The sequence below is a fragment of the Pseudomonas sp. Tav-5-1A genome (assembly GCF_055755055.1).
The window spans coordinates 1,402,018-1,415,086 of sequence record NZ_CM146901.1 but is presented as its reverse complement, the minus strand read 5'-3'; the positions used below and the strand labels follow the sequence as shown (position 1 = coordinate 1,415,086).

General features: G+C 66.2%; 11 protein-coding genes. 7 read left to right on the top strand and 4 right to left on the bottom strand.

Translation table 11 applies throughout. From position 1 onward, the window contains the following. Positions 1–20: 20 nt before the first annotated feature. From AC0J42_RS06340 to AC0J42_RS06320, 5 genes are all read left to right on the top strand, one after another. On the top strand, positions 21–1,049 hold the full coding sequence (locus AC0J42_RS06340; RefSeq protein ID WP_473005565.1) for an ABC transporter ATP-binding protein: 1,029 nt from the start codon (positions 21–23) through the stop codon (positions 1,047–1,049). Position 1,050: 1 nt separating this feature from the next. Next, positions 1,051–2,001 (top strand): ABC transporter permease, encoded by a 951-nt coding sequence (locus AC0J42_RS06335; protein ID WP_473005564.1) that lies wholly within the window; start codon positions 1,051–1,053, stop codon positions 1,999–2,001. Continuing rightward, the gene (locus AC0J42_RS06330) at positions 1,991–2,800 is read left to right on the top strand and encodes an ABC transporter permease (protein ID WP_473005563.1); all 810 of its coding nucleotides are present in this window, start codon (positions 1,991–1,993) and stop codon (positions 2,798–2,800) included. Before AC0J42_RS06335 ends, AC0J42_RS06330 begins: the two co-directional genes overlap by 11 nt. A 22-nt stretch (positions 2,801–2,822) precedes the next feature. After that, positions 2,823–4,247 (top strand): gamma-aminobutyraldehyde dehydrogenase, encoded by a 1,425-nt coding sequence (locus AC0J42_RS06325; protein ID WP_473005562.1) that lies wholly within the window; start codon positions 2,823–2,825, stop codon positions 4,245–4,247. A gap of 136 nt (positions 4,248–4,383) precedes the next feature. Beyond that, entirely contained in the window at positions 4,384–5,862 is a 1,479-nt protein-coding gene (locus tag AC0J42_RS06320; protein WP_473005561.1) for an APC family permease, read from the top strand. Between the two features lie 12 nt (positions 5,863–5,874). Here the strand turns inward: AC0J42_RS06320 and AC0J42_RS06315 are convergent, their stop codons facing one another. Further along, the gene (locus tag AC0J42_RS06315) at positions 5,875–6,240 is read right to left on the bottom strand and encodes an MBT domain-containing protein (RefSeq protein ID WP_416422783.1); all 366 of its coding nucleotides are present in this window, start codon (positions 6,238–6,240) and stop codon (positions 5,875–5,877) included. A 471-nt stretch (positions 6,241–6,711) separates the two neighbouring features. Here AC0J42_RS06315 and AC0J42_RS06310 point away from each other — a divergent pair, with 471 nt between their 5' ends. Beyond that, positions 6,712–8,328: a glucan biosynthesis protein D gene (locus AC0J42_RS06310; RefSeq protein ID WP_416422782.1), complete on the top strand. Its 1,617-nt coding sequence runs from the start codon at positions 6,712–6,714 to the stop codon at positions 8,326–8,328. A gap of 103 nt (positions 8,329–8,431) precedes the next feature. Here the strand turns inward: AC0J42_RS06310 and AC0J42_RS06305 are convergent, their stop codons facing one another. From AC0J42_RS06305 to AC0J42_RS06295, 3 genes are all read right to left on the bottom strand, one after another. Then, a complete protein-coding gene (locus tag AC0J42_RS06305) occupies positions 8,432–9,538 on the bottom strand; it encodes an NADH:flavin oxidoreductase/NADH oxidase (RefSeq protein ID WP_416422781.1) in 1,107 nt (368 codons plus the stop codon). Between the two features lie 87 nt (positions 9,539–9,625). After that, a complete protein-coding gene (recJ, locus tag AC0J42_RS06300) occupies positions 9,626–11,335 on the bottom strand; it encodes a single-stranded-DNA-specific exonuclease RecJ (protein WP_473005560.1) in 1,710 nt (569 codons plus the stop codon). Positions 11,336–11,381: 46 nt separating this feature from the next. Next, entirely contained in the window at positions 11,382–11,924 is a 543-nt protein-coding gene (locus tag AC0J42_RS06295) for a YaeQ family protein (RefSeq protein WP_416422779.1), read from the bottom strand. Positions 11,925–12,063: 139 nt separating this feature from the next. Here AC0J42_RS06295 and AC0J42_RS06290 point away from each other — a divergent pair, with 139 nt between their 5' ends. Beyond that, on the top strand, positions 12,064–12,936 hold the full coding sequence (locus AC0J42_RS06290; RefSeq protein ID WP_416422778.1) for a TIGR02285 family protein: 873 nt from the start codon (positions 12,064–12,066) through the stop codon (positions 12,934–12,936). Positions 12,937–13,069 lie beyond the last annotated feature (133 nt).

Below are 13,069 nucleotides of genomic sequence, written 5' to 3'. Positions count from 1 at the left end.
GCCCACCGGAGTAGCGCATCATGACGCTTGCAGTCCAGTTCACCCAGGTTTCCCGCGTGTTCGGCGAAGTGAAGGCCGTCGACCGGGTATCCATCGATATCCAGGACGGCGAGTTCTTTTCCATGCTCGGCCCCTCCGGCTCGGGCAAGACCACCTGCCTGCGCCTGATCGCAGGCTTCGAGCAGCCCAGCAGCGGCTCGATTCGCATTCATGGCGCCGAGGCCGCCGGCCTGCCGCCCTACCAGCGTGACGTCAACACCGTGTTCCAGGACTACGCCCTGTTCCCGCACATGAACGTGCTGGACAACGTGGCCTACGGCCTCAAGGTCAAGGGCGTGGGCAAGCAGGAGCGCCAGCAGCGCGCCGAGGAGGCCCTGGCGATGGTGGCCCTGGGCGGCTACGGCCAGCGCAAGCCGGTGCAGCTGTCCGGCGGCCAGCGCCAGCGCGTGGCCCTGGCCCGCGCGCTGGTCAACCGCCCACGGGTGCTGCTGCTGGACGAACCCTTGGGCGCCCTCGACCTGAAGCTGCGCGAGCAGATGCAGGGCGAGCTGAAGAAGCTGCAGCGCCAGCTGGGCATCACCTTCATCTTCGTCACCCACGACCAGACCGAAGCGCTGTCCATGTCCGACCGCGTGGCGGTGTTCAACAAGGGCCGCATCGAGCAGGTGGACAGCCCGCGCAACCTGTACATGAAGCCCGCCACCCCCTTCGTCGCCGAGTTCGTCGGCACCTCCAACGTGCTGCGTGGCGAGGCCGCGCGGCTGGTGTGCGGCAGCGACCAGCCCTTCTCCATCCGCCCGGAACACATCCGCTTCGGCGAGGCCACCACCGGCCACGAAGTGCAGGTGGACGGCGTGCTGCACGACATCCAGTACCAGGGCAGCTCCACCCGCTACGAGCTGAAGCTTGCCAGCGGCCAGGTAATCGCCATCAGCCAGGCCAACAACCAGTGGCAGGAGCCGAGCATCGTGCTGCAGCCTGGCCAGCGCCTGAGCGCGCGCTGGGCCCGCGAGGCGATGACGCCGCTGCGCGACGGCGAGGGCCTGTGACATGAGCCTGGCCCTGGAAAAACCGGCGCCGCTGGCGGACTACTCGCCCCTGCGGCGGCTGTGGAACCTGCTGTACCGCAAGCCCAACCTGTACCTGTCGCTGCTGCTGGTGCCGCCGCTGCTGTGGTTCGGCGCCATCTACCTGGGCTCGCTGCTGAACCTGTTGTGGCAGGGTTTCTACACCTTCGACGACTTCAGCATGACGGTCACGCCCGACCTGACCCTGGCCAACTTCGCCGCGCTGTTCAACCCGGCGAACTTCGACATCATCCAGCGCACCCTGGTAATGGCCGTGGCGGTGTCGCTGGCCAGCGCCCTGGTGGCCTTCCCCATCGCCTATTACATGGCGCGCTACACCACGGGCAAGACCAAGGCGTTCTTCTACATCGCGGTGATGATGCCCATGTGGGCCAGCTACATCGTCAAGGCCTACGCCTGGACCCTGCTGCTGGCCAAGGGCGGCGTGGCCCAGTGGTTCGTCCAGCACCTGGGGCTGGAGCCGCTGCTGCAGGCGGTGCTGGGCATTCCCGGCATTGGCGGCAGCACCCTGTCCACCTCGCACCTGGGGCGTTTTCTGGTGTTCGTGTACATCTGGCTGCCGTTCATGATCCTGCCCATCCAGGCCTCGCTGGAGCGCCTGCCGCCGTCGCTGCTGCAAGCCTCGGCCGACCTGGGCGCCAAGCCGCGGCAAACCTTCATGCAGGTAATCCTGCCGCTGTCGGTGCCGGGCATCGCCGCCGGTTCCATCTTCACCTTCTCGCTGACCCTGGGCGACTTCATCGTGCCGCAGCTGGTCGGGCCGCCCGGCTACTTCATCGGCAGCATGGTCTACGCCCAGCAGGGCGCCATCGGCAACATGCCGATGGCCGCGGCGTTCACCCTGGTGCCCATCGTGCTGATCGCGGTGTACCTGTCCATCGTCAAACGCCTGGGGGCCTTCGATGCGCTCTGAACAACCCTCCATCGGGCTGCGCCTGGCCGCGTGGGGCGGGCTGGTGTTCCTGCACTTCCCGATCCTGATCATCTTCCTGTACGCCTTCAACACCGAAGACGCCGCCTTCAGCTTTCCGCCCCAGGGCTTCACCCTGAAGTGGTTCAGCGTAGCCTTCGCCCGCACTGACGTGGTGGAGTCGATCAAGCTGTCGCTGCAGGTGGCCTGCGTGGCCACGCTGATTGCCATCGTGCTCGGCACCCTGGCCTCGGCGGCGCTGTACCGGCGCAATTTCTTCGGCAAGGAAGGCATCTCGCTGATGCTGATACTGCCCATCGCTTTGCCCGGCATCATCACCGGTATCGCCCTGCTGTCGGCGTTCAAGAGCCTGGGCATCGAGCCGGGGTTGATGACCATCGTCATCGGCCACGCCACCTTCTGCGTGGTGATCGTCTACAACAACGTCATCGCCCGCCTGCGGCGCACCTCCCACAGCCTGATCGAGGCGTCCATGGACCTGGGCGCCGACGGCTGGCAGACCTTCCGCTACATCATCCTGCCCAACCTGGGCTCGGCGCTGCTGGCCGGGGGCATGCTGGCGTTCGCGCTGTCGTTCGACGAAATCATCGTCACCACCTTCACCGCCGGCCACGAGCGCACGCTGCCGATCTGGTTGCTCAACCAGCTCAGCCGCCCACGCGACGTGCCGGTGACCAACGTGGTCGCCATGCTGGTGATGCTGGTGACCATGCTGCCGATCCTGGGCGCCTACTACCTGACACGCGGCGGCGAAAGCGTGGCCGGCAGTGGCGGCAAATAACACCTTCAAGGGGGCAACAACCATGCAAGCCCAACTGCTGATCAACGGCCATTTCGTCGCGGGCGAAGGCCCGCTGCAAGCGGTGTTCAACCCGGCCCTGGGCCGCGTGCTGGTGGAAATCCACGAAGCCAGCGAAGCCCAGGTCGACGCTGCCGTGCGCGCCGCCGATGCCGCGTTCGACAGCTGGTCGCAGACCACGCCCAAGGACCGCGCCCTGCTGTTGCTGAAGCTGGCCGACGCCATCGAGGCCCACGGCGAAGAGTTGGCCAAGCTGGAATCGGACAACTGCGGCAAGCCCTACAGCGCCGCGCTGAATGACGAGATCCCGGCCATCGCCGACGTGTTCCGTTTCTTCGCCGGCGCTACTCGCTGTATGAGCGGCTCGGCCGCTGGCGAGTACCTGCCGGGCCACACCTCGATGATCCGCCGCGACCCGGTGGGCGTCATCGCCTCCATCGCGCCGTGGAACTACCCGCTGATGATGGTCGCCTGGAAGATCGCCCCGGCGCTGGCTGCCGGCAACACCGTGGTGCTGAAACCCTCGGAGCAGACACCGTTGACCGCCCTGCGCCTGGCGCAGCTGGCCAACGACATCTTCCCTGCCGGCGTGCTCAACCTGGTGTTCGGCCGCGGCCCCAGCGTGGGCAGCCCGCTGGTCAACCACCCCAAGGTGCGCATGGTCTCGCTGACCGGCTCCATCGCCACCGGCGCGCACATCATCGCCGACACCGCCGACAGCGTGAAACGCATGCACATGGAACTGGGCGGCAAGGCGCCAGTGATCATCTTCGACGACGCCGACATTGACGCCGCCGTGGAAGGTATCCGCACCTTCGGCTTCTACAACGCCGGCCAGGACTGCACCGCCGCCTGCCGCATCTACGCGCAAGCGGGCATCTACGAGCAGTTCGTGGAGAAACTGGGCGCTGCGGTCAGCAGCATCAAATATGGCCTGCAGGACGACCCCAGCACCGAGCTGGGCCCGCTGATCACCGCCCAGCACCGCGACCGCGTGGCAGGCTTCGTGGAGCGCGCACTGGCGCAGCCGCACATTCGCCTGGTCACCGGTGGCAAGGCGGTGGATGGCAACGGCTTCTTCTTCCAGCCCACGGTGCTGGCCGACGCCCAGCAGGATGACGAGATCGTGCGGCGCGAGGTGTTCGGCCCGGTGGTGTCGGTGACTCGTTTCGACGACGAAGCCCAGGTGCTGGGCTGGGCCAACGATTCCGACTACGGCCTGGCCTCGTCGGTGTGGACCCAGGACGTCGGCCGCGCCCACCGCTTGAGTGCGCGCCTGCAATACGGCTGCACCTGGGTGAACACCCACTTCATGCTGGTGAGCGAGATGCCCCATGGCGGGCAGAAGCTGTCGGGGTATGGCAAGGACATGTCGATGTATGGCCTAGAGGACTACACCACCGTGCGCCACGTCATGTTCAAACACTGAGTAACCCTGGACGCGGCCTGGCGGCCGCTGCTACGGGTGTTTGGCACGTTACTACAACAACGACCTGGGGTGTGCCTTTGGGCACCACCCCCGGGCACCTGCAACCTGAATCTGCCGATTCCTTCGGAGCACACACATGAGCGTCACCCCTGACATGGCAGCCGTCGACCACGATGCCGAGCAGCTCAGGCAACTGGGCTACACCTCGAACTTCAACCGCAGCATGAGCCTGTGGGAAAACTTCGCCCTGGGCTTCACCTACCTGTCGCCCGTGGTGGGCGTGTACACCCTGTTCGGCCTGTGCCTGGCCGCCGGCGGCCCGCCGATGTTCTGGGCCTACCTGCTGGTGGGCCTGGGGCAGATGCTGGTGTGCTTGATCTTCGGCGAAGTGGTGTCGCAGTTCCCGATTTCCGGCGGCGTCTACCCCTGGGCGCGCCGGCTGGTGGGCAAGCGCTGGGCGTGGATGGTGGGCTGGATCTACTCCATCGCCCTGTGCGTGACCATCGCCGCCGTGGCGGTTGGCGCAGGGCCCTACCTGGCGGTAATGCTGGGCTTCGAGCCGAGCAACAACACCAACATCGTCATCGCCCTGGTGCTGACCCTGTTCGCCACCCTGGTCAACCTCAGCGGCACCAAGATGCTCGCACGCATCGCCATGTTCGGCTTCCTCTGCGAGCTGGTGGGCGCGCTGATCGTCGGCATCTACCTGCTGATCTTCGAACGCCACCAGCCGTTCAGCGTGCTGTGGAACACCTTCGACATCAGCGTCGACGGCTCCTACCTGCCGGCCTTCCTCACCGCCTCGCTGGCGGGGATGTTCCTCTACTACGGTTTCGAAGCCTGTGGCGACGTGGCCGAGGAAACCCCCAACCCCAGCAAGCGCATCCCGGTGGCCATGCGCATGACCATCTACATCGGCGGCATCTCGGCGATGTTCGCCTGCCTGGCGCTGATCCTCGCCGTGCCGGACATGCAGGCGGTGATCAACGGCACCGACAAGGACCCGGTCACCACCGTGCTCAACAACGCCTTCGGCAGCGTCGGTTCACGGGTGATCATGGCGGTGGTGATGGTCTCGTTCATCTCCTGCGTGATCAGCCTGCAGGCCGCCGCCAGCCGCCTGCTGTACTCCTACGCCCGCGATGAGATGGTGATCGGCAGCGGCCTGCTCAAGCGCCTGTCGGCCACCACCCAGGTGCCGGTCAACGCGCTGTTCGTGGCCGGTATCCTGCCGGCGCTGATCATCATCCTCGGCTTCTTCCTGCAGGACGCCGTGGCCACCATCGTCAGCTTCGCCGCCATCGGCATCTACCTGGCCTTCCAGATGATCGTGTTGGCTGCACTCTATGCGCGCCTGCGCGGCTGGCAGCCAAGCGGCCAGTTCAACCTGGGCCGCTGGGGCCTGCTGGTGAACGTGGGAGCGCTGGTGTACGGCATTGGTGCCATCATCAACATGGCCTGGCCACGCACGCCGGATGCGGCCTGGTACGTGAACTACGCCATGGTGGTGACCACCGTGGTGGTGATAGGCCTGGGCCTGCTGTACATGTGGCTGGCCAAGCCTTACGACCGCGGCAACGCGCCGGCGGGCGATGCCTGGAAAATCGGCCGCTGAAGCCTTGCGGCCTCAGCTCAGCTCACGGGCCAGCAGGCGAAAGCAGCGGGACTCATCGTAGTAGTTGGCCAACTCGCCGCGCCACTCGTGAATCACCTGCTGCAGCGCCTGCGCCACCCGCGGGCGCTGCACCGGGCGCTGGTAGGCCCGGTCGGCGTACGGCAACAGGCGGCTGAGCTGCAGCTTGCGCCAGTCGCTGCCATCGAAAATGCTCGCGCTGAAATACCCCGGCTGCCCCTGCCGGGCCGGCTTACCCGCATCCTGCGCGGGCGCGCTGACGTCACACCAATACAAGTAAATATCCCCACAGCCCCCGAAATGGTGATCGAACACCACGTGGCCGGTCACGGTAATTCGCGTTGGTCTTACCCTGGGCATCAAGCGCTTCCTCGCTGGTCTGGGTGAGTCGAGGGGGGATTATTGCGGGTGTGGCTGGGGGGATAACGAGGAAGGATCTGGCGTTTTTGTAGGATTTTTCTGAAGCGCGGTTTCTCTACCCCAAAACCGCATTTCGCAGGGCAGCCCAATGAACCCTGTGGGAGCTGGCTTGCCAGCGAGTTTTTGGCGGCCCGAAAAGCTCGCTGGCAAGCCAGCTCCCACAGGGTTTCACCGCGACCTGCTCAAGTGTTCTTGACCACCAGCTTGGCAGCCTTGCCCGCTCACCTTGCATGGGGCGGCTACGAATCATCGATTTTTTACAGGTTTTTTTCCCTCTCCTTGCGAACCCCACGCCCACTTTGTTATCTGTTATGAGTTGATTGCGTTTGGCCGAGGGCATGTCCAGACCTTTATCTCGATCCAGCCTGGCAGCCAGGAGGCGGCCCGGATTATTTGCAGACAGGTTTATTTATGCACCGTAGGCACCTTCTCAAGGCCTCGATGGCGCTCGCCGCCTACACCGGGCTGTCCGGCACCGGCCTGTTGGCCGCGCAGGCCATGGCGGCCACCGCCGATGGCGATGCCGAGCCGTTCAGTTTCGATCTGCTGCAGGCCCAGGCCCGGCAGCTGGCCACCCAGGGCTACACCGACCGCAAGCAGGTGCTGCCGCCGACCCTGGCGAACATGACGCCCCTGCAGTTCAACGCCATCCAGTACGACCCCAAGCATTCGCTGTGGTACGACAACAAGGGCCAGTTGGACGTGCAATTCTTCCACGTGGGCATGGGCTTCAAGCTGCCCGTGCGCATGTACAGCGTCGACGCCGGCAAGCAGCAGGCGCGCGAGGTGCACTTCCACCCGCCGCTGTTCCGCTACGACAACACCGGCGTGGACACCAAGCAGCTCAAGGGCGACCTGGGCTTCGCCGGTTTCCGGCTGTTCAAGGCCCCGGAGCTGGACAAGCACGACATCCTGTCCTTCCTCGGCGCCAGCTACTTCCGCGCGGTGGACGCCACCGGCCAGTACGGCCTGTCGGCGCGCGGCCTGGCCATCGATACCTACGCGAAGAAGCGCGAGGAGTTCCCCGACTTCACCAAGTTCTGGTTTGAAACCCCGGACAAGGAAAGCACCCGCTTCACCGTCTACGCCCTGCTGGAGTCGCCCAGCGCCACCGGTGCCTACAAGTTCGACATCGACTGCCAGGCCCAGCAGGTGGTGATGGCCATCGACGCCCACGTGTTCGCCCGCACCGACATCGAACAGCTGGGCATCTCGGCCATGACCAGCATGTTCAGCTGCGGCACCCAGGAACGGCGCATGTGCGACACCATCCACCCGCAAATCCATGACTCCGACCGCCTGGCCATGTGGCGCGGCAACGGCGAGTGGATCTGCCGCCCGCTGAACAACCCGGCCACCCTGCAGTTCAACGCCTTCGCCGACAACAACCCCAAGGGTTTCGGCCTGGTGCAGACTGACCACGCGTTCAGCAGCTACGAAGACACCGTCGACGGCTACGACAAGCGCCCGAGCCTGTGGGTGGAACCAACCACCAACTGGGGCGAGGGCTCGGTCAGCCTGATGGAGATCCCGACCACGGGCGAGACCCTGGACAACATCGTCGCCTTCTGGACGCCCAAGCAGCCGGTCAAGGCCGGGGACGCCCTGAACTTCGGCTACAAGCTGTACTGGAGCGCCCTGCCGCCCGTGGGCACGCCGCTGGCGCGGGTGCATGCCACCCGTTCGGGCATGGGTGGCTTCACCGAGGGCTGGGCCCCCGGCGAGCACTACCCGGAAGTGTGGGCGCGGCGTTTCGCCGTGGACTTCAAGGGCGGCGGCCTGGAGCGGCTGCCCGAAGGCACCGGCATCGAGCCGGTGGTGACGGTGTCCAGCGGCAAGGTGCAGGACTTCAATATCCTGGTGCTGCCGGACAAGGGCTACCGCGTGACGTTCGACTGGTACCCCACCAGCGACAGCGTCGCGCCGGTGGAGATGCGCCTGTTCATCCGCACCCAGGACCGTACGCTGAGCGAGACCTGGCTGTACCAGTACTTCCCGCCAGCGCCGGACAAGCGCAAGTACACGTGATGCGGCGCCTGGGACGCGGCCTCCGGCCGCTGCTACAGGCGTAGCAGCAACTGCCTTTGTGGGAGCAATGTAGCAGCGGCCGTAGGCCGCGTCCCGGGGCCACTCAATCGCGCAGGTCGGACTCGTGTATCGGCTGGTCGCGATGGGTGGCGCGCTGGTATTGCGCCGGCCACGTCGCCTGGCGGCCGCCCAGGTCGTCGTCGGCGTGCAGCGGCCAGTACGGGTCGCGCAGCAGTTCGCGCGCCAGCAGGATGATGTCCGCCTGGCAGGTGCGCAGAATGTGCTCGGCCTGGGCCGGCTCGGTAATCATGCCCACGGTGCCGGTGGCAATGCCCGACTCCTTGCGCACCCGTTCTGCGAACCGCGTCTGGTAACCCGGCCCGGTAGGAATCTCGGCGTTCGCCGCAGTGCCGCCTGACGACACGTCGATCAAATCCGCGCCCAGCGCCTTCAGGCGCTTGGCCAACTCCACGGTTTCATCAGGGTTCCAGCCATCCTCCACCCAGTCGGTGGCCGACACCCGCACGAACACCGGCAGCTCTTGCGGCCACACGGTGCGAATCGCCTCGGTCACCTGCAGGGTCAAGCGGATACGGTTCTCGAACGAGCCGCCGTAGCTGTCCTGGCGCTGGTTGCTGATGGGCGACAGGAACTGGTGCAGCAGGTAGCCGTGGGCCGCGTGCACCTCCACCACCTTGAAATTGGCTTTCAAGGCACGCCGCGCCGCCTCCACGAACGCCAGGATGACTTCCTGGATCTGCGCTTCATCCAGCGCCGTGGGCGCGGTGTGGCGGGGGTCGAAGGCGATTTTCGACGGCCCCACCGGCACCCAGCCACCCTCGTTCACCGGAATGCTGCCGGCCTTGCCCAGCCACGGCCGCCAGGTACTGGCCTTGCGCCCGGCGTGGGCCAGCTGGATGCCCGGCACGGCGCCCTGGGCGGTGATGAAGCGGGTGATGCGCTGCAGCGGTTCGATTTGTTCGTCGTTCCACAGGCCCAGGTCTTCGGGGGTGATGCGGCCGTCGGCGGTGACTGCCGTGGCCTCGGTGAACACCAGGCCGGCGCCCCCCACGGCGCGGCTGCCCAGGTGCACCAGGTGCCAGTCGTTGGCCAGGCCGTCGACGCTGGAGTACTGGCACATGGGCGACACGGCGATGCGGTTGGGCAGGGTCAGTTGACGCAGGGTATAGGGTTCGAGCAGCAGGCTCATGGGGCACCTCTCAAGGCATGTGATCGGGCGCAGACAATGTCTAGAGCCTAGTCGACAACGCCGCCTTGAGCAGGGTTCAGCCGTTTCTCAGCGTGGTTCCATGTGGGCGATCAGCAATTGCACGGTTTCCTGGCCGCGGAATTCGTTGACGTCGAGCTTGTAGGCCAGCTCCACCCAGCGCACGGTGGGGTTGGGCCACACCTCGCGGTCGATGCCGAAGGCGATGCCGTCCAGGCGCACCGAGCCGCACTCGCTCTTGAGCACCACTTTCAGGTGGCGCTCGCCGACGACCCGCTGCTCGGCCAGCTGGAACACACCGTGGAACAGCGGCTCGGGGAAGTGCTGCCCCCAGGGCCCGGCGTTACGCAGGGCGCGGGCCAGCTCCAGGTGGAACTCTTCCACGGCCAGGCTACCGTCGGTGAGCAGGCGCCCGGTGAGGTCGTCTTCCTGCAGCTGCCGGCGCACTTCCTCGTCGAAGGCCGCGGCGAACGCCGGGAAGTTGGCCTCGGGCAGCGACAGGCCGGCCGCCATGGCGTGGCCGCCGAACTTGCTGATCAGCTGCGGGTGGCGCGCGGCCACCGCGTCCAGGGCGTCACGGATGTGGAACCCTGGCACCGAACGGGCCGAGCCCTTGAGCATGCCCTCGCCGGCGTCGGCAAAAGCGATGGTGGGCCGGTGGTAGCGCTCTTTCAGACGCGAGGCGAGGATACCGATCACACCCTGGTGCCAGTCGGCGTCGAACAGGCACAGGCCGAACGGCATGGACTCCACCGGCAGGTCCTTGAGCTGGGCCAGCGCTTCACGCTGCATGCCCTGCTCGATGGATTTGCGGTCCTGGTTCAGCTCGTCCAGCTGCGCCGCCATGGCCTGGGCCAGGGCGGTGTCGTCGCTGAGCAGGCACTCGATGCCCAGGCTCATGTCGTCCAGGCGGCCGGCGGCGTTCAGGCGCGGGCCGAGAATGAACCCCAGGTCGGTGGAGGTGATGCGCCGATGATCGCGCTTGGCCACTTCCAGGATCGCCTTCAGGCCCGGCCGCGCACGGCCGGCGCGAATGCGCTCCAGGCCCTGGTGCACCAGGATGCGGTTGTTGGCGTCCAGCGGCACCACGTCGGCAACGCTGCCCAGGGCCACCAGGTCCAGCAGCTCGCCGATGTTGGGCTGCGGACGGTTGTCGTAATGGCCCAGGCTGCGCAGGCGCGCGCGCAGGGCCATCAGCACGTAGAAAATCACCCCGACCCCGGCCAGGGACTTGCTGGGGAATTCGCAGCCTGGCTGGTTGGGGTTGACGATGGCATCGGCGGCCGGCAGCTCGTGGCCGGGCAAGTGGTGGTCGGTGACCAGCACTTTCAGGCCGGCAGCCTTGGCGGCGGCCACGCCCTCGACGCTGGAAATGCCGTTATCCACGGTCACCAGCAGGTCGGGTTGGCGTTGCAGGGCCACGGCGACGATTTCCGGGGTCAGGCCGTAGCCGTATTCAAACCGGTTGGGCACCAGGTAATCGACATGGGCCGCGCCCAGCAGGCGCAGGCCCAGCACGCCGACGCTGCTGGCGGTGGCGCCGTCGGCGTCGAAGTCACCGACGATGAGGATGCGCTGGCGGTTGGCCAACGCGTCCACCAGCAGGTCCACCGCCGCGTCGATGCCCTTGAGCTGCTGGAACGGAATCAACCGCGCCAGGCTCTTGTCCAGTTCAGCCGCCGACAGCACGCCCCGCGCCGCGTACAGGCGGGTCAGCAGGGGCGGCAGGTCGCCGAGGAAGGGCAGGATGGCAGGCAGTTGACGCGGTTCGATACGCATGGGGCTTCTTATCTGTGAGGCAAGGTCAGGAAAAGGACGTGGCGGCTTAGCCGCGTTCGCCCATCAACCACTCCAGTTGCACTTCGTGCTGGCCGCGGTCGTCGGTAACGAAGATGGTGCCTTCGCTGATCATCACGTCCCACTTGATGGCGCGGGGCATGTCCTTGGCCAGGGTTTCCAGCACTTCCTGGGGCACGGCGGCGATGTTGACGTTCTTCAGGTTCTTCACCGCGTCCACCACCTTGGTCTGCCACACGCGCAGGCTGCCGTAGGCCAGCAGGCTGGTGCGCTCGGTGCGGCGCGAGCACCAGGTGAGGCGGTCGGCGTCGGGCTGGCCCACTTCGATCCAGTGCACCACGCGGTCGTCCAGGCTCTTTTCCCACAGGGCCGCTTCGTCCACGTCCGACAGGCCGCGGCCGAAGGACAGCTGCTCGTTGTACCAGAAGGCGTAGGCCAGCAGGCGCACGGCCATGCGTTCTTCGGTTTCCGAAGGGTGACGGGCGATGGTCTGCTTGACGCTTTCGTAGACCCCACGGTCAAGGTCGGTCAGATTGAGTTCGAATTTGTAGGTCGTGGAGGGCTGGGCCATGAAGGGGCTTCTTGCTACGAGGAAAAGTCGCACAGTCTAACCGATCATGGCCTAATCAACTAAGACCGATGGCCGACAACTTACCCAGCAGGCGCAGACCTGTGTTATCTAGACATTCAGCTGTTTCGGAGCCCGTATCATGGAAGGTCGCCGCCGATTGACGTTGCTGTTGTTGTACCTGGGCCTGCCACTGGTCGCCCAGGCTGGGGAACCACTGACGTGGCTGGTGCGCGATCTGCCGCCCCTGACCATCGAGAGTGGCCCGCGCGAAGGCCAGGGGGCCGTGGACCGCATGCTGCCGCTGCTGATGCAGGCGCTGCCGCAGTACGAGCACAGCGTGGTGCGGGTCAACCGCGCCCGCGCTTCGCAAATGCTCCAGGAAGCGCCGCTGAGCTGCGACCCGACCCTGCTGTGGACCGCCGAGCGCAGCCAGTCGGTGGTGTATTCCATGCCGGTGCTGGCCAGCCAGACCAACGGCCTGATCATCCGCCGCCAGGACCGCCACGGTTTCAACACCTTCATCCACCACGGCGAGCTGGACCTGCCGGCCGTGCTGGCCAGCCCCAACATCAAGATCGGCCGCGTAGCCGAGCGCAGCTACGGCATGGCCATCGACACCATGCTGGCAGCAGCGCCCAAGGGGGCGGTCAACGCCCATCACGGCAACGACGCGGTGGCCAGCCTGCTGCAGATGCAGCAGCACGGGCGCCTGGACGGCGTGCTGGGGTATTGGCCGGAGGCGTTGTACCTGGCACCCCAGGAGCAGATCAGCGCCAACGACCTGCTGTTCCTGCCGGTGCGCGGGGTGCCGCGCTACCAACCGGTGTACGTGGGCTGTTCGAACACCCCAGCCGGCAGGACGGTAGTCGAGCAGTTGAACCGCGTGTTGGTGGGTCTGCGCAGCACCACGTTGCCGGGGTTCTATGCCGACTGGCTGGACCCGGCGAGCCGTGCGGACTACCTGCGTGATTCCCGGCGCTTCTTCGAGGAATCGGCCCGCGCCAGCCCCTGAATCGCGGGCAAAAAGAAACCCCGGGCAGTGGGGAAGCTACCCGGGGTCAAACGTGGCCACTGTGGGCCAATACGACAGGTGACTGACACCGGAGCACAATGTCAGCCCCCCTGCCCTTACAGGATCGGAACAC

Coding starts and splice junctions, on each gene's coding strand:
- AC0J42_RS06305 (WP_416422781.1), bottom strand. CDS start 9,538: ATGAGCCTGCTGCTCGAACCCTATACCCTGCGTCAACTGACCCTGCCC.
- AC0J42_RS06310 (WP_416422782.1), top strand. CDS start 6,712: ATGCACCGTAGGCACCTTCTCAAGGCCTCGATGGCGCTCGCCGCCTAC.
- AC0J42_RS06325 (WP_473005562.1), top strand. CDS start 2,823: ATGCAAGCCCAACTGCTGATCAACGGCCATTTCGTCGCGGGCGAAGGC.
- recJ (WP_473005560.1), bottom strand. CDS start 11,335: ATGCGTATCGAACCGCGTCAACTGCCTGCCATCCTGCCCTTCCTCGGC.
- AC0J42_RS06335 (WP_473005564.1), top strand. CDS start 1,051: ATGAGCCTGGCCCTGGAAAAACCGGCGCCGCTGGCGGACTACTCGCCC.
- AC0J42_RS06340 (WP_473005565.1), top strand. CDS start 21: ATGACGCTTGCAGTCCAGTTCACCCAGGTTTCCCGCGTGTTCGGCGAA.
- AC0J42_RS06320 (WP_473005561.1), top strand. CDS start 4,384: ATGAGCGTCACCCCTGACATGGCAGCCGTCGACCACGATGCCGAGCAG.
- AC0J42_RS06315 (WP_416422783.1), bottom strand. CDS start 6,240: ATGCCCAGGGTAAGACCAACGCGAATTACCGTGACCGGCCACGTGGTG.
- AC0J42_RS06290 (WP_416422778.1), top strand. CDS start 12,064: ATGGAAGGTCGCCGCCGATTGACGTTGCTGTTGTTGTACCTGGGCCTG.
- AC0J42_RS06330 (WP_473005563.1), top strand. CDS start 1,991: ATGCGCTCTGAACAACCCTCCATCGGGCTGCGCCTGGCCGCGTGGGGC.
- AC0J42_RS06295 (WP_416422779.1), bottom strand. CDS start 11,924: ATGGCCCAGCCCTCCACGACCTACAAATTCGAACTCAATCTGACCGAC.